This is a genomic window from Caballeronia sp. LP006, from assembly GCF_031450995.1.
Taxonomy (GTDB): Bacteria; Pseudomonadota; Gammaproteobacteria; order Burkholderiales; family Burkholderiaceae; genus Caballeronia.
Genome location: NZ_JARTVW010000004.1, coordinates 631,142 through 651,504, shown reverse-complemented (window position 1 = coordinate 651,504; position 20,363 = coordinate 631,142). Strand labels below are relative to the sequence as shown.

19 protein-coding genes and 2 riboswitches are annotated in these 20,363 nt (G+C 59.7%); of the genes, 11 read left to right on the top strand and 8 right to left on the bottom strand.

Annotated elements, in window-relative coordinates; translation table 11 throughout:
• The first annotated feature begins 167 nt into the window (after positions 1–167).
• The 5 genes from P9250_RS13120 to P9250_RS13100 all read left to right on the top strand — a co-directional run bounded on the left by P9250_RS13120 (position 168) and on the right by P9250_RS13100 (position 7,327).
• Positions 168–986: an alpha/beta hydrolase gene (locus P9250_RS13120; protein ID WP_250510130.1), complete on the top strand. Its 819-nt coding sequence runs from the start codon at positions 168–170 to the stop codon at positions 984–986.
• A 50-nt stretch (positions 987–1,036) separates the two neighbouring features.
• Positions 1,037–2,230 (top strand): efflux RND transporter periplasmic adaptor subunit, encoded by a 1,194-nt coding sequence (locus P9250_RS13115; RefSeq protein ID WP_310393420.1) that lies wholly within the window; start codon positions 1,037–1,039, stop codon positions 2,228–2,230.
• 25 nt (positions 2,231–2,255) lie between these two features.
• Complete coding sequence (locus tag P9250_RS13110; protein WP_250467249.1) at positions 2,256–5,456, top strand: efflux RND transporter permease subunit; 3,201 nt, start codon at positions 2,256–2,258, stop codon at positions 5,454–5,456.
• A gap of 8 nt (positions 5,457–5,464) precedes the next feature.
• Positions 5,465–6,991 carry an efflux transporter outer membrane subunit gene (locus P9250_RS13105; protein ID WP_310393418.1) on the top strand — a complete coding sequence of 509 codons (1,527 nt, stop codon included), beginning with the start codon at positions 5,465–5,467 and terminating at the stop codon, positions 6,989–6,991.
• Positions 6,992–7,120: 129 nt separating this feature from the next.
• The gene (locus tag P9250_RS13100) at positions 7,121–7,327 is read left to right on the top strand and encodes a hypothetical protein (protein ID WP_244829485.1); all 207 of its coding nucleotides are present in this window, start codon (positions 7,121–7,123) and stop codon (positions 7,325–7,327) included.
• A gap of 6 nt (positions 7,328–7,333) precedes the next feature.
• Here the strand turns inward: P9250_RS13100 and ppk2 are convergent, their stop codons facing one another.
• A complete protein-coding gene (ppk2, locus tag P9250_RS13095; RefSeq protein WP_244829486.1) occupies positions 7,334–8,230 on the bottom strand; it encodes a polyphosphate kinase 2 in 897 nt (298 codons plus the stop codon).
• Positions 8,231–8,444: 214 nt separating this feature from the next.
• Between ppk2 and lhpI the strand changes: the two genes are divergently transcribed.
• On the top strand, positions 8,445–9,389 hold the full coding sequence (lhpI, locus tag P9250_RS13090) for a bifunctional Delta(1)-pyrroline-2-carboxylate/Delta(1)-piperideine-2-carboxylate reductase (protein WP_310394149.1): 945 nt from the start codon (positions 8,445–8,447) through the stop codon (positions 9,387–9,389).
• Between the two features lie 25 nt (positions 9,390–9,414).
• On the top strand, positions 9,415–9,780 hold the full coding sequence (locus tag P9250_RS13085; RefSeq protein ID WP_309848943.1) for a hypothetical protein: 366 nt from the start codon (positions 9,415–9,417) through the stop codon (positions 9,778–9,780).
• 55 nt (positions 9,781–9,835) lie between these two features.
• Here P9250_RS13085 and P9250_RS13080 read toward each other — a convergent pair whose 3' ends face one another.
• The 3 genes from P9250_RS13080 to P9250_RS13070 all read right to left on the bottom strand — a co-directional run bounded on the left by P9250_RS13080 (position 9,836) and on the right by P9250_RS13070 (position 11,171).
• Positions 9,836–10,150, bottom strand: coding sequence for an antibiotic biosynthesis monooxygenase (locus P9250_RS13080; RefSeq protein WP_250467245.1), 315 nt, complete (start codon positions 10,148–10,150; stop codon positions 9,836–9,838).
• A gap of 39 nt (positions 10,151–10,189) precedes the next feature.
• The gene (locus tag P9250_RS13075; protein ID WP_250467237.1) at positions 10,190–10,561 is read right to left on the bottom strand and encodes a DUF1428 domain-containing protein; all 372 of its coding nucleotides are present in this window, start codon (positions 10,559–10,561) and stop codon (positions 10,190–10,192) included.
• Between the two features lie 61 nt (positions 10,562–10,622).
• Positions 10,623–11,171 (bottom strand): histidine phosphatase family protein, encoded by a 549-nt coding sequence (locus tag P9250_RS13070; RefSeq protein WP_310393414.1) that lies wholly within the window; start codon positions 11,169–11,171, stop codon positions 10,623–10,625.
• A gap of 41 nt (positions 11,172–11,212) precedes the next feature.
• A riboswitch (cobalamin riboswitch) is annotated at positions 11,213–11,337 on the top strand.
• A gap of 35 nt (positions 11,338–11,372) precedes the next feature.
• Here P9250_RS13070 and P9250_RS13065 point away from each other — a divergent pair.
• Both P9250_RS13065 and P9250_RS13060 read left to right on the top strand, forming a co-directional pair.
• Complete coding sequence (locus P9250_RS13065) at positions 11,373–11,603, top strand: CbtB-domain containing protein (protein WP_250493651.1); 231 nt, start codon at positions 11,373–11,375, stop codon at positions 11,601–11,603.
• 9 nt (positions 11,604–11,612) lie between these two features.
• Positions 11,613–12,395, top strand: coding sequence for a CbtA family protein (locus P9250_RS13060; RefSeq protein WP_250493490.1), 783 nt, complete (start codon positions 11,613–11,615; stop codon positions 12,393–12,395).
• Positions 12,396–12,456: 61 nt separating this feature from the next.
• Here P9250_RS13060 and P9250_RS13055 read toward each other — a convergent pair whose 3' ends face one another.
• From P9250_RS13055 to P9250_RS13040, 4 genes are read right to left on the bottom strand one after another with little or no spacing between them, the layout of a single operon-like run.
• Complete coding sequence (locus tag P9250_RS13055; RefSeq protein ID WP_250510121.1) at positions 12,457–12,693, bottom strand: DUF1289 domain-containing protein; 237 nt, start codon at positions 12,691–12,693, stop codon at positions 12,457–12,459.
• Entirely contained in the window at positions 12,690–13,991 is a 1,302-nt protein-coding gene (locus P9250_RS13050; protein WP_310393411.1) for a cobyrinate a,c-diamide synthase, read from the bottom strand. Before P9250_RS13050 ends, P9250_RS13055 begins: the two co-directional genes overlap by 4 nt.
• 4 nt (positions 13,992–13,995) lie before the next feature.
• Positions 13,996–14,598, bottom strand: a complete 603-nt coding sequence (gene cobO, locus P9250_RS13045; protein ID WP_244829493.1) for a cob(I)yrinic acid a,c-diamide adenosyltransferase — start codon at positions 14,596–14,598, stop codon at positions 13,996–13,998.
• On the bottom strand, positions 14,595–14,975 hold the full coding sequence (locus P9250_RS13040; RefSeq protein ID WP_250493487.1) for a cobalamin biosynthesis protein: 381 nt from the start codon (positions 14,973–14,975) through the stop codon (positions 14,595–14,597). Before P9250_RS13040 ends, cobO begins: the two co-directional genes overlap by 4 nt.
• Before the next feature lie 116 nt (positions 14,976–15,091).
• A riboswitch (cobalamin riboswitch) is annotated at positions 15,092–15,343 on the top strand.
• Between the two features lie 144 nt (positions 15,344–15,487).
• Here P9250_RS13040 and cobW point away from each other — a divergent pair.
• Both cobW and cobN read left to right on the top strand, forming a co-directional pair.
• The gene (gene cobW, locus P9250_RS13035) at positions 15,488–16,567 is read left to right on the top strand and encodes a cobalamin biosynthesis protein CobW (RefSeq protein WP_310393408.1); all 1,080 of its coding nucleotides are present in this window, start codon (positions 15,488–15,490) and stop codon (positions 16,565–16,567) included.
• Positions 16,568–16,570: 3 nt separating this feature from the next.
• Positions 16,571–20,344, top strand: a complete 3,774-nt coding sequence (gene cobN, locus P9250_RS13030) for a cobaltochelatase subunit CobN (RefSeq protein ID WP_310393405.1) — start codon at positions 16,571–16,573, stop codon at positions 20,342–20,344.
• The last annotated feature ends 19 nt before the right edge of the window (positions 20,345–20,363 follow it).

Here is a 20,363-nt window from a genome sequence, read left to right as displayed (position 1 = left end):
GCCTGGCTAAGAACAGTCATGTGCGTATTAACGATGATTGTTCGGTGCGTCCGAATTGTGTTGCCGGATTATAGGCATTTATTAAAAAAGGCGTGGCATCCAGAATTCGCAGCATCGCAACTTATGCGTGACGGCCTTATTTTTCAGGCCGCGCACGAAAAATAACCATGGCAACATTGTTGGATCTGGAGGCGCGTCCGAGATTGTGCATCGAAGATGTGCGTATCGCCGGACACGTACAGCCGATCACGCTGCGCAGTTACCGCCCCGCGTCGGATGGCAACGTGTTGCCTATCGTTCTTTATTTCCACGGCGGCGGTTTCGTGCGTGGAAGTCTGGACGAAGCCGATGTGGCTGCAAGCGTCATTGCACGAGATACGCCCGCTTGGGTCATCTCGGTCGGCTATTCGCTTGCGCCTGAATTTCCATTTCCCGCCGCGCCTGAAGACGGATATCGCGCGGCACAGTGGGCGGTTGCGCATGCTCGTGCGCAACGCGCAGACCCTTTGCGCATCGGCGTGGCGGGGCATGACGCAGGCGGCAACCTCGCGACGTGCGTTGCAGCCATAGCGCGCGATCGCGGCGATTTGCGCCTGTCCGCTCAAGTGCTGCTTGCGCCATTGCTCGATCCGAGCATGACGCGCCTCGCCGATGAACGCAAAGTGCTGTGCCCCGATCTGGAAATGAGCGATTGCGCGCGTTGCTATCGCGCGTATCTGCCCGTGCCTTCGCAACGTTTGCATCCCTATGCGGCGCCGCTCGAATCGCGGCGACTCAATGGCTTGCCGCCGGCGCTGATCGCGAGCGCGGAGCATGACCTCCTGCATATCGAGGCGGAAAAATACGCAGCGGAATTGATCAACGCAGGCGTGCCGACCGAAATGACGCGTCATTGCAAGGCCTCGCATCAAGCGCTGGCCGCGCATCCCGACGCGCTTGCCGATGTCGTCGCGTTCTTCAAGAAACGCCTCGCGCGCCCCAAATAAGCGCGCCACGCACCATAAAAAAACAATCTCAACGCAACCGGAGCTTCACCATGTTCTTCACTCGCAAACGTATTTACGCGGCGCTAGGCGCGGTGATCGTCATTGCTGGCGCGGGCGGCTATACCGCCTGGCGCGGTCACGGCGACGCCATCAACCAGGCGCAAGCCGCCGCGCATAGCCCGACCGCCACCGAAGTGGACGTGGCCGCGGTGGTCTCGAAGACCATCACGGACTGGCAGAGCTATTCGGGCCGTCTCGAAGCGGTGGACCATGTCGACATTCGCCCGCTCGTGCCCGGCACAATCGTCGCGGTGCACTTCAAGGACGGCGCGCTCGTGAAGAAGGGTGACGCGCTCTTTACCATCGACCCGCGTCCGTACGAAGCGGAAGTCGCACGCGCCGCGGCGCAAGTTGCATCGGCGCAAGCGCGTAACGGCTATACGTCCACCGACGCTGCGCGTGCAGAGCGCTTGCTTACCGATAACGCCATCGCCAAGCGCGATTACGACGAGAAACAGAACGCCGCGCGCGAGGCCGTCGCCAATCTGAAGGCCGCGCAGGCTGCGCTCGAAACGGCGAAGATCAACCTTGCCTACACGCATATCGTGGCGCCCGTATCGGGGCGCGTATCGCGTGCAGAGCTCACGGTGGGCAACATCGTCTCGACGGGTGCGAATGCGCCGCTTTTGACCACGTTGGTCTCGGTCTCGCCGATCTATGCCTCGTTCGATGTCGACGAACAGACGTACTTGCGCTATCTCGGCCGCGATACGGGCAGCAGCGTGCCTGTTTCGCTGGGTCTTGCAAACGAAGACGGTTACTCGCGCGAAGGCTTGGTCGATTCCGTCGATAACCGCCTCGATACGACCTCGGGCACGATCCGCGTGCGGGCGCGCTTCAACAATCCGGATGGCTCGCTCTTGCCGGGACTCTATGCACGCATCAAGGTCGGCGGTGGCACGCCGCATCCGGCCGTGCTCGTGGATGACGCGGCTGTCGGCACCGATCAGGACAAGAAGTACGTCATGGTGGTGGACAAGGACAACCGCGTGCAGTACCGCGAAGTCACGTTAGGCGCCACGCATGAAGGCCTGCGCGTGATTACGAAGGGATTGCAGCCGGGCGAACGCATCGTCGTCAATGGCTTGCAGCGCGTGCGTCCCAACGATGTGATCAAGGCCAATAACGTCGCAATGGACAGCAACGCCAATGCGACGCCCGTGAAAACGGCATCGGCTTCGTAAGCATCTCGAACAGACAGAACTCGTCATGAACATATCCAAATTTTTCATCGACCGTCCGATCTTTGCGGGCGTGCTGTCGGTGATCGTGTTGCTGGCTGGCGTCATCGCCATGTTCAAGCTGCCGATCTCCGAGTACCCGGAAGTCGTACCGCCTTCGGTCGTGGTTCACGCGCAGTATCCGGGCGCGAATCCGAAGGTGATCGCGGAGACCGTGGCCTCGCCGATCGAAGAGCAGATCAACGGCGTCGAGGACATGCTCTACATGCAGTCGCAGGCGAATAGCGACGGCAACCTCACGACCACGGTCACGTTCAAGCTCGGCACCGATCCGGACAAGAACACGCAGCTCGTTCAGAACCGCGTGAATCAGGCTTTGCCGCGCTTGCCGCAAGACGTGCAGCGGCTTGGCGTGACCACCATCAAGTCCTCGCCGACGCTGACTATGGTGGTTCACCTGAACTCGCCGAACAACCGTTACGACATGACGTATCTGCGCAACTATGCGCTGATCAACGTGAAGGATCGGCTCGAACGCATCTCGGGTGTGGGTGAAGTGCAACTGTGGGGTTCGGGCGATTATTCGATGCGCGTATGGCTCGATCCGCAAAAGGTCGCGCAACGCGGCATGACGGCGACCGACGTGGTCAACGCCATTCGTGAACAGAACGTGCAGGTGGCGGCAGGCGTGATCGGTGGTTCGCCCACGCTGCCGAATACGCCCCTGCAACTGAACGTGAATGCACGCGGCCGCTTGCAGAACGAGTCCGAGTTCCGCGACATCGTGCTGAAGACATCGCCCGATGGTGCGGTCACGCATCTGAGCGATGTGGCGCGCGTCGAACTCGCAGCATCGGAGTATGGCTTGCGTTCCTTGCTCGACAACAAGTCGGCGGTTGCAATCGCAATCAATCAGCAGCCGGGTGCAAACTCGCTGCAAATCTCCGATGAAGTGCGCAAGACGATGAAGGAACTGCAGGCGGATATGCCTGCGGGTCTCGAGTATCAGATCGTCTATGATCCGACGCAGTTCGTGCGCTCCAGTATCGAAGCGGTAATTCATACGCTCGCTGAAGCCATCGCCTTGGTCGTGCTCGTGGTGATCGTGTTCCTGCAAACCTGGCGTGCTTCGATCATTCCGTTGCTGGCGGTGCCGGTGTCGATTGTCGGCACGTTCTCGCTGTTGCTTGCGTTCGGCTTCTCGATCAACGCGTTGTCATTGTTCGGGATGGTCCTCGCGATTGGCATCGTGGTGGACGATGCAATCGTCGTCGTGGAGAACGTCGAACGTAATATCGAAGCGGGGTTATCTGCCCGAGAGGCGACGTACCAGGCCATGCGCGAAGTGAGCGGGCCGATCATCGCAATTGCCTTGACGCTCGTGGCCGTGTTCGTGCCGCTCGCGTTCATGTCTGGCCTCACGGGTCAGTTCTACAAGCAGTTCGCGATGACCATCGCTATCTCAACGGTGATCTCCGCATTCAACTCGTTGACCTTGTCGCCCGCGCTGGCTGCGATGTTGCTCAAGGGTCACGATGAACCGAAGGACTGGCTCACGCGTGGCATGGACCGCGTGTTCGGCGGCTTCTTCCGTCAGTTCAACAAGGTCTTTCATCGCGGTTCGGATGCCTACGGCAAGGGCGTGAAGAGCGTCATCAACCGCAAGGCCGTGATGATGGTGCTGTATGCCGTGCTGCTTGCAGGTGCGGTTCTGATGGGCAAGATTGTGCCGGGCGGTTTCGTGCCCGCGCAGGACAAGGAATATCTGATCAGCTTCGCGCAATTGCCCAATGGCGCATCGCTCGACCGTACCGAAGGCGTGATCCGGCAGATGAGCGACATCGCGCTCAAGCAACCGGGCGTGGAAAGCGCGGTGGAATTTCCGGGCTTGTCGGTGAACGGCTTTACGAACTCATCGAGCGCGGGGATCGTGTTCGTGACGTTGAAGCCCTTCAAGAACCGCGTGCATGACAAGGCACTTTCCGCCAATGCGATTGCGGGTGCGCTGAATCAGAAGTATGCGGGTATCAAGGGGTCGTTCATCGCCGTGTTCCCGCCTCCGCCGGTTCTCGGGCTGGGTACACTCGGTGGTTTCAAGATGCAACTGGAGGACCGTGGTGCGCTCGGTTACGCAGCGCTTGCGGATGCGACGCAGGCGTTCATCAAGCGTGCCTCGCAGACGCCTGAACTCGGACCGACGTTCTCGAGCTATCAGATCAACGTGCCGCAGCTGAACGTCGATCTGGATCGCGTCAAGGCCAAGCAGCTTGGCGTATCCGTGACAGATGTTTTCGACACGATGCAGGTGTATCTCGGCTCGCTCTACGTGAACGACTTCAACCGCTTCGGACGCGTGTATCAAGTGCGCGTGCAGGCCGATGCCCCGTTCCGCGCGAACCCTGAAGATATCGGCTTGCTGAAGACCCGCAACGCGAATGGCGACATGGTGCCGCTCTCGTCGCTCGTCAGGGTGACGCCGACCTATGGTCCGGAAATGGTGGTGCGCTACAACGGCTACACGGCAGCTGACATCAACGGCGGTCCGGCTCCTGGCTATTCATCGGGTCAGGCGCAGGCAGCGGCGGAGCGAATCGCCGCGGAAGTGTTGCCGCGCGGGATCAAGTTCGAATGGACCGATCTCACGTATCAGCAGATTCTCGCGGGCAATGCGGCTTTGTGGGTGTTCCCGATCAGCGTGCTGCTCGTGTTCCTCGTGCTTGCAGCGTTGTATGAAAGCCTGACCCTGCCGCTCGCGGTGATCCTGATCGTACCGATGAGCATTCTGTCGGCGCTGCTCGGTGTTTGGCTTACGGATGGCGACAACAACATCTTCACGCAGATTGGTCTAATGGTGCTGGTGGGCTTGTCGGCGAAGAACGCGATTCTCATCGTGGAGTTCGCCCGCGAACTGGAGATGCAGGGACGCTCGATCGTGCAGGCCGCGATCGAAGCAAGCCGCTTGCGCTTGCGCCCGATTCTCATGACATCTATCGCCTTCATCATGGGCGTGGTGCCGCTCGTACTGTCTTCGGGTGCGGGTTCGGAGATGCGTCATGCAATGGGCGTTGCGGTGTTCTTCGGCATGCTGGGTGTCACGCTCTTCGGTCTGATGCTGACGCCGGTCTTCTACGTGATCCTGCGCAAGCTCTCGCGCACGGAGCATGTGACGGACAAGCACGGCTCGCATCCGCAGATGCGGGGTATCGGCGGCTCTTACGAGGCGCAATGAGGTCAAACATGAACAAGTTGCATATGAAACGATGGCTGGGCCTTCCGGGTTTGATGGCGGCGCTGCTGGTGGTCGCGGGCTGCTCGCTCGCGCCCACTTACGAAAAGCCGGATGTGCATGCGCCTTCCGCTTACAAGGAAACGCCGCAACGAACCAGCGATACGAGCGCGCTTGCTCCTTCGGAAACGGGCACCTGGAAAACGGCTCAACCCTCCGAAGAAATGATGCGCGGCGAGTGGTGGACCTTGTTCGATGATCCCGCGCTCAACGACCTCGAACGTCAGGCGCAGGAAGCGAACCAGAACCTCAAGGCAGCAGCGGCACGCGTGAAGGAAGCGCGCGCAATCAACCAGACTGCGCGTGCGGGTCTGTTCCCGACGCTCGATGCAGGCTTCGGTCCGACGCGTGAGAAGTTCTCGCCGGCATCGCAGTTCCTGCCGGCCGATGCCAACGTGCCTGCACAAACGTTGTGGCGTGCCCAGGCGAGCGCATCGTATGAAGTCGATCTGTTCGGCCGCGTTTCGGATTCCGTCAAAGCCGCCAACGCCGACACGCAACAAGGCGAAGCGCTGTTCCGCTCGGTGCAGTTGGCCTTGCAAGCGGACGTCGCGCAGAACTACTTCAATCTGCGCGAGCTCGATGCGGAGAACGATGTCTTCACGCGCACGGTGACGTTGCGTGAGCAAGCGTTGAAACTCGTGCAGCGCCGTTTCGATGAAGGCGACATCAGTGAGCTCGATGTGGCGCGCGCCAAGTCCGAGCTCGCGACCGCGCGCTCGGATGCGATGACCGTGCAACGTCTGCGCGCATCGTCCGAGCATAGTCTTGCGGTGCTGCTGGGCAAGACGCCGGCTGAATTCAGCGTGGCGGCGAATCCGCTCAAGCCAGTGACGGTTCGCGTGCCACCGGGCTTGCCTTCAACCTTGCTCGAACGTCGTCCTGACATTGCTGCTGCTGAACGTTCGATGGCCGCAGCAAATGCTCGCATAGGCGTAGCGAAGGCTGCGTTCTTCCCTTCGCTCACGTTGACGGGCGCAGGCGGCTTCGAGTCGGCAACGCTTGGCGATCTCTTCAAATGGTCGAGCAGAACATTCCTGCTGGGTCCTTTCGCGGGAACGGCGCTGAATATTCCAATCTTCGATGGCGGCCGTCGCAAGGGCAATCTCGCGGATGCACGTGCAATCTATGAAGAGGACGCCGCGAATTATCGGCAACAAGTGCTCGTTGCATTTCGTGAGGTAGAAGACAATTTGTCCGACTTGCGCATTCTCGAAGATCAGACGGCTACGCAATCGGATGCGGTCAAGGCTTCGGTGCGCGCGGCACAACTCTCGCGAACGCAGTACACGGAAGGTGCGGTCAATTATCTCGATGTGATCGATGCGGAGCGCACTGTGCTGCAATCGCAGCGTACTTCGGTGCAGCTTGCGGGAACGCAGGCGGTATCCACAGTCAACTTGATACGTGCGCTAGGCGGCGGCTGGGGCGATGCGATGCCCGCGCCGGTACCTGAGCCGAGTCTCGCGCAGAAGTAATGTGCCTTCAAGGCCCTGCAGCATGCAGGGCCTTATTGTTCGTATCGGGGAACATATGTCTTCATCCGCGGGCCATTTATCCCGGGCCTGCAAATCCCTAAAATTCTTATATGGAAATGGGAGCTAAAGATGAAAGCATTAATTGCCCGACAACTGTATCAACCAGCCGTGGTGCTGCCACTGCTGCTACTCATGCGCCTGATGGTCACCCTTGACTTCAACCTCGCGCAAGTCATGTTCGTGATGGTGTTCAAGGGTTCGCAGCAAGCGTATCAGTTTGCCATTCGCCGCACGCTGCACCGTCAGGAACACATCGGGTGCAGTCACTGCTGCTAAAGCGCTTTAGTAAATCTCCGGGACGTACATGGTCTCCGGCACGGGCTGCCGCAAATAATCCGGATTGAATACGCGCTCGGGCAGCGTGATCGCAGAGTGCTCGATCTCGTGATACGGCACCTGACTCAACAGATGATGCATGCAGTTCAGCCGCGCACGCTTCTTGTCGACGGCCTGAACCACCCACCACGGCGCTTCGGGAATGTGCGAACGCTGCAGCATGACTTCCTTAGCGGCTGTATAGGCTTCCCAGCGGCGTCGGCTTTCGAGGTCCATCGGACTCAGCTTCCACTGCTTTAGCGGATCTTCAATACGCGCCTCGAAGCGCACTTCCTGTTCGTCATCGGTAATAGAAAACCAGTACTTGATGATCTGAACGCCGCTACGCACGAGCATCTTTTCGAACTCGGGCACGGAACGGAAAAACTCTTCGTATTCGGCGTCGGTACAGAAGTTCATCACGCGTTCTACTCCCGCGCGGTTATACCAGCTTCGATCGAACAGAACGATTTCGCCGCCTGCCGGAAGATGCGATACGTAGCGCTGGAAATACCATTGCGTGCGTTCACGATTATTCGGCGCAGGCAGAGCAGCGACGCGGCACACGCGTGGGTTCAGCCGCTGCGTGATGCGCTTGATCGCACCGCCTTTACCGGCCGCATCGCGGCCTTCAAAAATCACCACGAGTCTATGGCCCGTATGCACGACCCAATCCTGCAACTTCACCAGTTCGCCCTGCAAGCGAAATAGCTCGCGGAAATAGGTCTTACGAAGCTGCCGTTCCTCGTCGGAGAACGCTGCCTCGCCATCCAGGAAGCGGTCGTCGATCTCCATTTCGAACTCTTCGTCGTAGCTGTCGATCAGGTCGGCATGGAAGCGGCGCTGCTTGTCCATCTCGTTCATTGGGGGCTCCGTGGGCGGCTTGCCGCTGCAATTTTTGCGGCGCAGATTGCTTGATTATGACTGTATTCGAAGGCAATCATATGACGGCGTACGCAACGCTTTGCGCGTTTTAGTGCACCGACGGCAAATGGTCGAGGTCGCTTGCGCCGTTAGAATGTTGCGATATTTCAGTGGCATTGCGATGGCAACTTTCCCTTCCGAGGCCAAAGACACGATGAATCAAACCTCAAGCGCGATTCCAATTTTCGACGCCGAACGCACCGCGCAGCTCGTTCCTTATGACCGCCTGGTCGACACGCTCGCCGCCACCATGCTCGATTACGCGGCGGGCCGTATCGTCAGTCCGGAGCGCATGGTGGTGCCGCTTGCACAAGGTGGGATCATGTTGTCGATGCCTGCAAGCGCGGCGGACTTGGCCATGCACAAGCTCGTCAACGTGTGCGCGGGTAACGGTGCGCTTGGTTTGCCCACGATTCACGGACAGGTCACCGCATTCGATGCCGTCACCGGCGTGCCGCGATTCATGCTCGACGGCCCTACTGTAACGGGGCGCAGAACGGCGGCGGTATCGATGCTCGCTATTCGCGCTCTAAGCGCGCAGCCGCCGAAACAAGTGCTGGTGATCGGTACGGGCAAGCAGGCGGCCTACCATGCGGAGGCGATCGCAAGCGTTTATCCCGATGCATCGATCATCGTCCAGGGGTCGCGAGCCGAGCGTGCGAATGCCTTTTGCAAGGCCTACGCAGCGGCTTTGCCAAAGCTCGCGGCGCTTGAAAGCTCAAACATTCCCGAAGCTGTCGATGTCGTCATCACCGCGACTACCAGCAAGCAGCCTGTCTATACGCTGCCGGCGCGAGCAGATCGGTTGGTTATCGGTGTTGGCGCCTTTACGCCTGATGCGGCAGAAATAGCGTCGGGCACTATCGATTCAAGCGCTTTGTATGTCGATGACCCGGCGGGGGCGCGCCATGAAGCGGGGGATTTCATCCTTGCTGGTGTGAAATGGGAAAACGTCAATCCACTTGCACAAGCAATCACGGCGAGGGTGCAAAACGAACGCCCGATCGTATTTAAGTCCGTCGGATGCGCGGCATGGGATCTCGCTGCATGTCGAGTTGCTAGAGCTTTATTGTTAGACAAAAATAACAGCGCTAATTAAGGCGCGAGCTGGCTTGGAACGGTCCTTGCTGAATGTCTGTTCAATCGAAAGCTGGCGCAAGCGCCTTGGCACCCAAATGAACAGACCCATGAATAGCCGATACGACACCAGATGGACGCCCGGTTTTCCCGCGCGCAACGACGGGAATGATGGATCAGGCGGTGCGTCCGCACAGCCTAACGCGGCGCCGCCGGCTGCTTACTTTATCTCCGTGCTGGAGCTTGCGACTGGCGAGAAGCTGGGCAATGACGAACGCTTACGCGCCGTCGCCATGCTTGAATCGCAGTTTGGCGAGGGACGTCCACGTACGCTTAAGGAGGCCGTGCGCATTTGTGCCGGAGCCATCGATTCATCGACATTGCAGCGAATGGCGCGTGGCGCTAAGGCTTGAGAAGGGCCTTAGCGAGCGACGCAATTCGTTCACGGTCTTGTAAGACAGGCGGCTCTTATTTAACCGTCTGAATCACTTCGAAGCCTTCGAATTCCGGGTGGCCCAAGTAAAGCTGCCTGGTTTCTCCGCCCGCATTGCGATGCGCGGCGCGAAATGCGTCAGACTGGGTCCACTGTTCGAACGCAGCATGGTTTGTCCAGATCGTGTGACTCGAATAGAGCACATGGTCATCCCGCGTCGGTCCCTTTAGCAGATGGAACTCCACGAAGCCCGGCACTTCCTTGAGGTGCGTGTCGCGGCTTGTCCAGAGATGTTCGAAATCGGCTTCCGCGCCTGGAACGATCTTGAAGCGGTTCATGGCAATGTACATGTCGATATGGCTCCTTGGTTTTAGGCATTCGAAAAATAATCAGGCCTTTGACAGTTCGACCAGCGTCCTGAAGCCGCCGAAGAACATGCGTTTGGGATCGAACGGCGGTTCGCCGTTTTCCATCATGCTCTTAAGGCGCGAGTCTTCCATTACTTTGGCGTTGACGGCGTCACGTTGTTCGCGCGATTCATAGACGATCCACGAGAAGACCACCGTTTCGCCTTCCTTGAGCTGTACGCTTCGAGGGAACGAGGTGAGCTCGCCTGGCTTAACATCGTCGGCAATACATTCGACAAACTGCAGCGCGCCATACTCCAGCCATATTTTGCCCGCTGCATCGGCCATGCTGCGATACGCGTCGACCTTGTCGATCGGCACTGGTACGACGAAACCATCCACATAGTGCGCCATTGCTGTCTCCTTTGAGCGAACCAGTCGCTGCTTGCTTTGAGCACCGGGCGGCCATCTAAGTTCAGGAGGGCACGTTTGTCCATTTGCCTTCCGCGGACTTGAGCAAGACGGACGATAGCGGCGCGAGATCCATCTTGAGTATCGACGACAACGGTTCGTCGCGCACGATACAGAGCGCCGCCTTCATGACGATGGCGTGCGTTACGACTATGCAGCATTCGTGCTCCGTATTCGAAGCAAGCCCCTCAAGCGCTTTCTCAACGCGCTTTGACAGCATTGCCACGCTCTCGCCGCCATGCGGCCTTGCATGGGGATCGGAAAGCCACGCCGCAACGTCTTGAGGCTCGCGCTCACTAATCTCGCGAATGGAACGACCGCGCCATTCTCCATAGTCGATGTCGTCGAATGCGGCATCGATCGAAAAATCTGTCGTGATCCAAGCCGCTGTTTCGCAAGCAGCGCGGGCCGGGCTGGATGTGACGCGGCTTGGCTCGCCCGGGACATCGAGCGTGCATTCAGCCTGTTCGACAGGCTCGTCGCCTTGCGGAAAACGCCCGCTTTTCATGGCATGCGTGGCGGCGTGGCACAGCAAAATCAATGTCGATTGCATAGGCTTTAGCTCATGGTCGTTTTACTTTGCCGACAATCATCATAGAATGGCAAGCTTGCAGTGCGAGGAAGCCGGTGGAAGCCCGGCACGGTCGCGCCACTGTATGCGGTTCGCGCTAAGAGCGCGATGCCGCGAGTCAGACCCCGCTGCATGCTCTTCGTCTATCGGGACGCGCTTTTCCCTGGAGAAATTTCAATGAATATGTCCAACGCGCCGGCTTTTTCCGCTGGTATTGCAACGCCCGCTAACGATGCGCCGGTCCCCATTCCGGTGCGTGAGGTCCTTCCTTGGGCCGTTTTTATCGGCCTCGTTCTGCTGATCGCGATTTATTTCGTCGGCGCCGAGCAAGGTGCAACGTCCATTATCTCGGGCATGTACGTCCACGAATTCGTTCACGATGGCCGACACTTGCTCGGCTTTCCGTGCCACTGAGGACGGAGCATGATTCGCAACTTGCTTATACGCGGCATGGTCGCGGGACTCGTCGCGGGCCTGATCGGCTTTGGCTTTGCGCGCGGCTTCGGCGAACCTTCAGTTGCTCGGGCTATCGCGTTCGAGGAACAGCACGAGCATGCACAAGCGCCCGCACACGATCATCACGATGAAGCGGCGGCAGCGCAATCGCATAGTCACGGTGATGATGAAGAACTCGTTAGCCGGGACACGCAAGCGGGTTTGGGCTTACTAACGGGCGTGGTGGTGTTCGGCACGGCTTTAGGCGGTATTTTCTCGCTGATCTTTGCCTTGGCTTATGGGCGGCTCGGCTCGTTGCATGCGCGCGGAACGTCGGTTTTGCTTGCGCTCATTGGTTTCGTTAGCGTTGCGCTCGTGCCGTTCATCAAATATCCCCCAAACCCGCCCGCCGTGGGCAATGCCGAAACCATCGGTCCGCGTACGGCGCTTTTCTTCGGCATGGTGGCGATATCAATCGTCGGCGCGGTGTTCGCGGTCTATGCGCAGCGACGCTTGCAGGCGCGTCGCGGCAACTGGAACGCGGCGCTTATTGCGGCGGCTGGTTACGTCGTCCTGATGGTTATCGCGCAAGTGGCGCTGCCTTCTGTCGACGAAGTACCCGCCGACTTTTCCGCGTCGTTGTTGTGGAATTTCAGGCTGACTGCCGTCGGTATCCAGGCATTGATCTGGGCAACGCTTGGACTGCTCTTCGGCGCGCTTGCGTCACGTGAACTCGAGCGTCCGGCAGCGCGTCGCATGGCCGCTGCCTGAATCGAATGCTCGATGGATGTCAAAAGGCCCGCGTCGCTTGAGCACGAGCGCGGGCCTTCGTTCATTGCGAGGCCGCGCGCCGCTCAAGCAACTGGTCGAACAACGCGAGCTTCGCGTGATCGTCCATCGTTCTAAAGAATTTAATTTCCTCGCGGCTTCTAAAGCATCCCGCGCACAGGCCGCTCGATGCATCGAGCTTGCACACGCCGGTGCACGGCGAGCCGATTGGTTCCTGCGTGCTGGCGCGTTCGATCATCTCGGCGAGATCGCGTGGCCCGATTTCGGTCGATGTCGTCATAGCGCTTCGCCGCGAAAGAGCGCAGCCATTGCTGCAGGATTCGATGGCCAGTAAGCGTGCATGTAAGTGGCCGTTATCGCGCCATGACGATAAAGCGCTTCGCCCTGCGCACCGGTCGTTGCGTGCGTGGCTGTCGTGAAAGGCTGCATCGATGTCTTGAGCGTCGAATAGTGAAAGGTGTGGCCGGTGAGTGGACCGTGGGCGGTGTCGACTCGTTGCATCGCCAGCCGCGAAAGACGGCGTTGCATGGTGGCGTCGCCGGAAAGGGCGCTTAGCATTGAATGACGATTGCCTTCGACATCCGTCAGTGCGTCGAGCAGGTAGAGCATACCGCCGCATTCCGCGACTACCGCGCGATTGCGCGCGATATGTTCTTTTATCGAAGCGCGCGTGCACGCATTGGAAGCAAGCGTCGCGGCGTGAAGCTCGGGGTAGCCGCCGGGCAAGTAGAGCGCATCGACATGGGCGGGTACGGGCTCATCCGCTAGCGGGGAAAAATAGCTGACGCTTGCGCCCGATGCCTTTAGCAAATCGACATTTGCGGGATAAATAAATGAAAACGCGGCGTCCCGCGCGATCGCAATGTGCAATCCGTCGAGAAGACGCGGCGGTTCACTTAGCGTGATGTCGTCGTCGAAGCGAACGTGCGGCGGCAAATCGGCAAGCGTGGTCGCGGCAATGGCATCGGCGGCGCGGTCGAGACGCGCATCCAGGTCCGCCACTTCCCGCGCTTGAGTAAGGCCAAGGTGACGTTCGGGTAGCGCGATATCGTCCGCGTTCGAAAAATGACCGCAATAGCGCAGCCCTTCGGGGATGGCTTCGGCCAGCATCTGTGCATGGCGCGCAGACGCCACGCGATTTGCAAGCACGCCATGAAACGGCACATCGGGCCGATAACGCGCAAGTCCGAACGCAAGCGCGCCGAAGGTTTGCGCCATGCCATGCGCGCCGATTACCGCGAGCACGGGCACATTGAACGCAGCGGCGAGATCGGCGCTGCTCGGCGTGCCATCGAAGAGGCCCATTACGCCTTCGATCAAAATAAGGTCGGCTTCCTTGGCGGCCGCGGAAAGCATCGCGCGGCACGCTTCCAGTCCGACCATCCAAAGATGCAGCGAATAAACGGGCGACCCGCATGCCCGCTCGAGAATCATCGGATCGAGAAAATCCGGCCCGGTCTTGAAGACGCGCACGCGCCTGCCTTGCCGCGTGTGATGACGTGCAAGCGCGGCCGTCACCGTGGTCTTGCCTTGATGCGACGCGCTCGCGCCGATGAAGAGTGCGGGACAGTCTGCCATTGCGTCAGAACTCGACGCCGCGTTGCGCCTTGACGCCCTGCTCGCGATAAGGGTGCTTTACGAGGCGCATTTCGGTGACGAGATCGGCTATTTCTATGAGCTCATCGGCCGCGTGTCGTCCCGTCACGACGACATGCAGCATGGCCGGCCGTGCCTTTAGCACGCCGAGTACTTCCTCAAGCGGCAAATATTCGTACTTGAGCACGGCATTGAGCTCGTCGAGTACGACCATCTGATACTCGCCGCTTTGGATCATGCGTCGTGCTTCGTCCCATCCCTTGCGCGCCGTGGCGATATCCGCCTCGCGATTTTGCGTGTTCCACGTATAGCCATCGCCCATCGTCACGAAATCGCAATGCGCGATTGCGCCAAGGAAATCGCGTTCCGACGTATGCAGCGCGCCTTTGATGAATTGCACCACGCCGAGTTTCATGCCGTGCCCGAGCACGCGCATGGCCATGCCGAATGCAGCGGTGGTCTTGCCTTTGCCGTTGCCGGTATTGACGATCAACAGGCCCTTTTCATGGTCGGCGGCGGCCTGCTTTTTCTCATGGCCTTCCTTGCGCCGCTGGGTCATGCGCAAATGCGATTCGGTATCGGTTTTCATGCTTGTTTCTTCGATGGTGTCTCTGCAATAGCGACCGTCACGCCGCCCGCGATAGTCTTATGCACGACGAGCCGGCCGCCGCTGGCAATGAGCGCGCAAGGCTCGCATACGCCGTCGACATTCAAATGCCGCCTTGCCTGCGATAAGAATTCCCCAGGCGCGCGCTCGATTTGATCGGCGCTAAAGAAATCCACGCGCAATTGATGACGCTCGCAAAATGCGAGCAATCCTGCTTCGTCTTTCTTAGCGTCGATGCTTGCCACGCTGGCGATATCGGCAAATGCGAGCGTGCCAAGCGCACCACGCACAGCGCGTTCTATTGCTTCGGCGCTTACGCCGCGGCGGCAGCCGATGCCGATGACGAGCGCGGCGCTCATGCTAAACGAAGCCAATTCATGGAGGTCGACTTGAAAAGCCTTAAGTCGGAGGAAAGATACCATACCGGACGCTTAGGCAGGCACCATGCTTTCTTGACGCCTAACCCCGCTAGCCCTAGACTTTCAATAGTTCAGGTGCTCGCGCGCCAAGTCTTTAGCGCGCAGTTGAACGGGAAACAGGAAGCGCGCGTTCAGGCGAACGCAAGCCAACCTGTGCTGCCCCCGCAACGGTAAGCGAAAGCCACGCATGACATGCGCGGCAAGCCGGTTTCAAAGCCACTGTGCTAGGCGTTCAAAGCGTCCGGCGCGGGAAGGCGAAGCGGCTATTTTCGTCAGCCCGGATACCGGCCAGAATTACCGAAGGGATTTCCTTAGCCGCGGGGTTGCGGCGTATCCCCAGATCCACCGAGTCGTGCGCTTTTCCATGTCCATGCCGCTGCAAAGGTCGAATAGACCGCATCGCGCACACCATCACGCATAGGGCGCACGCATCAATCAAGCACGGAGCAACGATGCAAACGCGCAAGATCCCCGTCACGGTCGTGACCGGCTTCCTCGGCAGCGGCAAAACCACGCTGATGCGGCACATTCTTTCGAACGCGCAGGGCAAGCGCATCGCGGTCATCGTCAACGAGTTCGGCGAGCTCGGTATCGATGGAGAAATTCTCAAGGGCTGCGGCATCGGTTGCGACGACGAAGCAGGCTCCGCCGAACGCAATCTCTATGAACTCGCGAACGGTTGCTTGTGTTGCACCGTGCAGGAAGAGTTTTATCCGGTGATGGAGCAACTGCTTGAACGGCGCGACAGGATCGATCACGTGTTGATCGAAACGTCCGGGCTTGCCTTGCCCAAGCCGCTCGTGCAGGCCTTCAACTGGCCGTCCATCAAGAACGCCTTCACCGTGGACGCGGTCGTTACCGTGGTCGACGGTCCGGCTGCGGCAAGCGGTCAGTTCGCGGCAAATCCCATCGCCGTCGATGCGCAGCGCAAGGCCGATCCGAATCTCGATCACGAATCGCCGTTGCATGAATTGTTTGAAGACCAACTGTCGTCGGCGGATCTCGTCATCGTCAACAAGACCGATCTCATGGATGCCGCCGCGTTGAGCAAGGTCGATGCGCTCGTGCGTCCCGAGATTCCGCCCGAAGTGAAGATCGTTCCCGCGCAGATGGGCAAACTCGACGTGCATGCGCTGCTCGGCTTGCAATCCGCATCGGAAGAGACCATTCATCTGCGGCACGACCATCATGGCTCGCCCGACGAAGACGGTCATGCGGATCATCATCACGACGAGTTCGATTCCGTGGTGGTCGCAGCGGATGTCGAGTCGCGCGAACAGCTGCTTGCGGCACTGCACGTGCTGGTGGAAAAGCACACGATTTACCGTGTGAAGGGCTTCGCGGCGTTGCCGGGTGCCGCCATGCGGCTCGTCGTGCAAGGCGTGGGGCGACGCTTCGACAGTTACTTCGACAGGCGCTGGAACGAAGGCGAGGCATCGAGTCGCTTCGTGCTTATCGGCGAGGACCTCGACCGCGAAACGCTGCAACGTGCCTTCGTTTCCGTGTTGCAGAACTTACCCGTGCAGGCCTGAGCGATGCATCTGCTGCGCACGACTCCGGGAGGCTTCGTCGACGACGCCGCAGGCGTGATGCGGATCGAGCAGACGCGCGCACCCATCGTCGTGCTCAGTTCGGCCGATACCACGCTCGCGCTGCTCGCAAGCGTCTTTCCACGTCTCGGCCCCGGCTTTCCGGAGGTGCGGCTCGCAAATCAATCGTTCCTGCGCCAGAACGCTTCGGTCGACTTTTATGTCGACGACATTCTGCGCCATGCAAAGGTCGTCATCGTCGATCATCTCGGCGGCGAATCGTATTGGCCCTACGGTATCGAGCGTCTCGTCGCTTTGGCAAAGCGCGAAAAGCAGATGCTCGCCATGTTTTCGGGCGATCTTGCGGAAGACCCGAATCTCATCGGCAAGAGTACGGCCGATGCCGCGTTCTGCCGCGACCTGTCGCGCTATTTACGTGAAGGCGGCGCGCGCAATGCCGAAGAGTTTCTACGCGCCATTGCGCATCGCGCGTTCGGTTGGGGACGCGAAGCGCACGCGCCGAGCGCGTTGCCCGCGGTCGCGATCTATCACCCCGAGCGCGAAAGCGCTTCTAGCGACGATTGGCGCGAACGCTGGACCGAAGGCGCGCCGGTGGTTGCCATTCTTTTCTATCGCGCGCACCTTCAATCAGGCAACACCGCTGTGTTCGATGCATTCATCGAAGCGCTCGAACGCGAGGGCATGAATCCGCTGCCCATTGCGATTGCATCGCTCAAGGAAAGTCTGAGCCGCGAAGTAGTGGAGCGTTTGTGCGCGCAGCATGGTGCATCGCTCGTGCTCAATACCACGGCGTTCGCTGCGGGCGTGATCGGAGAAAGCGAAGCATTCGAAGTGGCCGGCGATGCGCCCGTGATGCAAGTGATCTTGAGCGGGGGCAATCGCGATGACTGGCAGAAGGACAATCAAGGCCTGAATTCGCGCGATGTCGCCATGCACGTGACGCTCCCCGAGGTGGATGGCCGTATCATCACGCGAGCGGTGAGCTTCAAGGGACTTGCTTATCGATGCCCGCATACGCAGGTCGACGTGGTGCGTTATCAAGCCGATACCGAGCGCATGCGCTTCGTCGCCGAACTCAGCGCGCGCTGGTGCAAGCTCAGACATACGCCAAACGAGCGCAAGCGCATCGCGCTCGTCTTGGCGAATTATCCGGCGAGCGAAGGGCGCATTGGCAACGGCGTGGGACTGGACACGCCGGCATCGGCCATCAACATCTTGCAGTTGCTCGAGCGTGAAGGCTATCGCTTAGACCAGATTCCCGAACATGGCGATGCGCTCATCGAAGCGCTTACACGAGGCGTGACGAACGACCCTGTCGTGCGCGATCTTCGCCCGGCCCTGCAAAGTCTTGCGCTCGAAGATTATCTCGATGCCTATCGCGCGTTGCCGCTGGATGCACGGCAAGCACTGGAAAAAACATGGGGCGCGCCTGAAGACGATCCGACGATACGGCGCGGCCGCTTCATGATTGCAGGCTTGCGTTGCGGTGAAGTGTTCATCGGCATTCAGCCTTCGCGCTCGCGCGAGCGCGACGATTATGCGAGCTATCACAATGCCGAGCTCGTGCCGCCGCATGCGTATCTCGCGTTTTATTTTTGGTTGCGCTTGCGTTTCCAGGCCGATGCGCTCGTGCATGTCGGCAAGCATGGCAACCTCGAATGGCTGCCGGGCAAGAGCGTTGCGTTGTCGGCATCGTGCTGGCCCGATCTCATTCTCGGTCCCATGCCGCATCTCTATCCGTTCATCGTGAACGATCCGGGCGAAGGAAGTCAGGCCAAGCGTCGCGCGCAGGCGGTCATCATCGACCATCTGATGCCGCCGCTCACGCGTGCCGAAAACTATGGGCCGCTGCAGGATCTCGAACGACAAGTGGACGAATACTACGAAGCGCTCATGGTCGATACGCGCCGCGCGAAGCTGCTGCGCAAGTCCATCCTCGCGAACATCGTCGAGAACAGGTTGCATGAGGAACTCGGGCTCGACGCACCGGGCGACTTGCAGGGTGAAGACACACTGCTTACGCGTGCCGATGCCTATCTGTGCGAACTCAAGGAAGCGCAGATACGCGATGGCTTGCATGTGTTCGGCGTATCGCCCGAAGGCGTGCAAAGGCGCGATACGCTGCTCGCATTGGGCCGTTTTCCGACCGGCGACGGACGCGGCGCGAATGCAAGTCTCATCACGGCCATGGCGCGCGATCTCGCGCTCGGTGAAGCGTTCGATCCGCTCGATGCCGACTGGGCGGCGCCATGGAATGGACCTCGCCCCGACGCGCTTCAAAACGCGGTCGACGCGCCTTGGCGGCATCATGGCGATACACGCGAACGCCTCGAATCGTTAGCATTGCAACTATTTCAAGGCGATGCCGAATCGCCGGGGCCGCAAACGACGCTGGTGCTCGAACGCTTGCAAGGCGATGTGCTCGCGCGTCTTGACGCGTGTGGTCCGCAAGAGCTCGAGCAACTGAAGCGCGGGCTTGAGGGCCGCTTCGTGCCGCCTGGTCCGAGCGGTTCTCCATCGCGCGGCAGACCGGACGTGTTGCCTACCGGACGCAATTTTTATTCGGTCGACACACGCGCATTGCCGACGCAGGCCGCATGGTCCATCGGCCTCAAGTCGGCCAATCTGCTGGTGGAAAGACACGTGCAGGATCACGGCGATTTCCCGCGCGCCATCGGCCTTTCCGTGTGGGGCACGGCGACCATGCGCACTGGCGGCGACGATATGGCCCAGGCGTTCGCACTGATCGGCGTACGGCCGAAGTGGGCGGCGGGAAGCAATCGCGTGACGGACTTCGAGATACTGCCAATCTCCATCTTCAACCGGCCGCGTATCGACGTTACCTTGCGCGTATCGGGGTTCTTTCGCGACGCCTTCGCCAATCTCATGCATCTTTTCGATGCGGCGGTGCAAGCCGTCGCCGAACTCGAAGACGAGTCCGAGGATATCAATCCGATTCGCGCGCGCGTCATGCGTGAGCGCGATGAACTGATCGGTCGCGGTATGAATGCGAAAGAAGCGCGGCAACGTGCAGGCTGGCGCGTGTTCAGCACAAAGCCGGGCGCGTATGGCGCGGGCTTGCAGGAACTGATCGATGCGAAGCAATGGCAGAGCGACGCCGATCTCTCGGCCGCGTATCAAAGCACGGGAGGCTATGCGTATTCGCAGGCGCAAGACGGCGTGGATGCGCGAGCGAGCTTCGGCACGCGGCTTTCCGCGCTCGATGTCGTGCTTCAGAATCAAGATAACCGCGAGCACGATCTGCTGGACTCGAACGACTACCATCAGTTTCAGGGCGGCATGGTCGCGGCCGTGCGTTATCTTTCGGGCCTGCAACCGCAGGCGTATAACGCGGATCATAGCAATCCCGCCGCGCCGCGCGTGCGGACCTTGAACGAAGAGATTGCACGCGTGGTGCGCTCGCGCGTGGTCAATCCAAAATGGATCGACGGCGTCAAGCGTCACGGCTACAAAGGCGCATCCGAACTCGCTGCAACGGTGGATTATCTCTATGGATACGACGCCACGGCGCGTGTCGTATCGGATCATCAATACGCGCTCGTTACCGACGCTTACGTGAACGACGCAGACACGCGCGAGTTCATCACGCAGCACAATCCTCACGCGCTCCAATCGATATGCGAGCGTCTGCTCGAAGCCATGGAGCGCGGTTTATGGCAAGAGCCGGGCGGCTATCGCGCTGACGTGACGCGCCATTTGCTCGATGTCGAACTGCAACTCGAAGGCCGACAGACTTGAACCCGAACGACGCTGATTT

Excerpts from the sequence above, each read along its gene's own strand:
- cobO (WP_244829493.1), bottom strand. The coding sequence starts at position 14,598 with ATGAAAACCGATACCGAATCGCATTTGCGCATGACCCAGCGGCGCAAG.
- P9250_RS13115 (WP_310393420.1), top strand. The coding sequence starts at position 1,037 with ATGTTCTTCACTCGCAAACGTATTTACGCGGCGCTAGGCGCGGTGATC.
- P9250_RS13070 (WP_310393414.1), bottom strand. The coding sequence starts at position 11,171 with ATGCAATCGACATTGATTTTGCTGTGCCACGCCGCCACGCATGCCATG.
- P9250_RS13050 (WP_310393411.1), bottom strand. The coding sequence starts at position 13,991 with ATGGCAGACTGTCCCGCACTCTTCATCGGCGCGAGCGCGTCGCATCAA.
- P9250_RS13080 (WP_250467245.1), bottom strand. The coding sequence starts at position 10,150 with ATGTACATTGCCATGAACCGCTTCAAGATCGTTCCAGGCGCGGAAGCC.
- lhpI (WP_310394149.1), top strand. The coding sequence starts at position 8,445 with ATGAATCAAACCTCAAGCGCGATTCCAATTTTCGACGCCGAACGCACC.
- P9250_RS13040 (WP_250493487.1), bottom strand. The coding sequence starts at position 14,975 with ATGAGCGCCGCGCTCGTCATCGGCATCGGCTGCCGCCGCGGCGTAAGC.
- P9250_RS13120 (WP_250510130.1), top strand. The coding sequence starts at position 168 with ATGGCAACATTGTTGGATCTGGAGGCGCGTCCGAGATTGTGCATCGAA.
- P9250_RS13105 (WP_310393418.1), top strand. The coding sequence starts at position 5,465 with ATGAACAAGTTGCATATGAAACGATGGCTGGGCCTTCCGGGTTTGATG.
- P9250_RS13065 (WP_250493651.1), top strand. The coding sequence starts at position 11,373 with ATGTCCAACGCGCCGGCTTTTTCCGCTGGTATTGCAACGCCCGCTAAC.
- cobN (WP_310393405.1), top strand. The coding sequence starts at position 16,571 with ATGCATCTGCTGCGCACGACTCCGGGAGGCTTCGTCGACGACGCCGCA.
- P9250_RS13055 (WP_250510121.1), bottom strand. The coding sequence starts at position 12,693 with ATGACGACATCGACCGAAATCGGGCCACGCGATCTCGCCGAGATGATC.
- P9250_RS13075 (WP_250467237.1), bottom strand. The coding sequence starts at position 10,561 with ATGGCGCACTATGTGGATGGTTTCGTCGTACCAGTGCCGATCGACAAG.
- P9250_RS13060 (WP_250493490.1), top strand. The coding sequence starts at position 11,613 with ATGATTCGCAACTTGCTTATACGCGGCATGGTCGCGGGACTCGTCGCG.
- P9250_RS13100 (WP_244829485.1), top strand. The coding sequence starts at position 7,121 with ATGAAAGCATTAATTGCCCGACAACTGTATCAACCAGCCGTGGTGCTG.
- P9250_RS13110 (WP_250467249.1), top strand. The coding sequence starts at position 2,256 with ATGAACATATCCAAATTTTTCATCGACCGTCCGATCTTTGCGGGCGTG.
- ppk2 (WP_244829486.1), bottom strand. The coding sequence starts at position 8,230 with ATGAACGAGATGGACAAGCAGCGCCGCTTCCATGCCGACCTGATCGAC.
- cobW (WP_310393408.1), top strand. The coding sequence starts at position 15,488 with ATGCAAACGCGCAAGATCCCCGTCACGGTCGTGACCGGCTTCCTCGGC.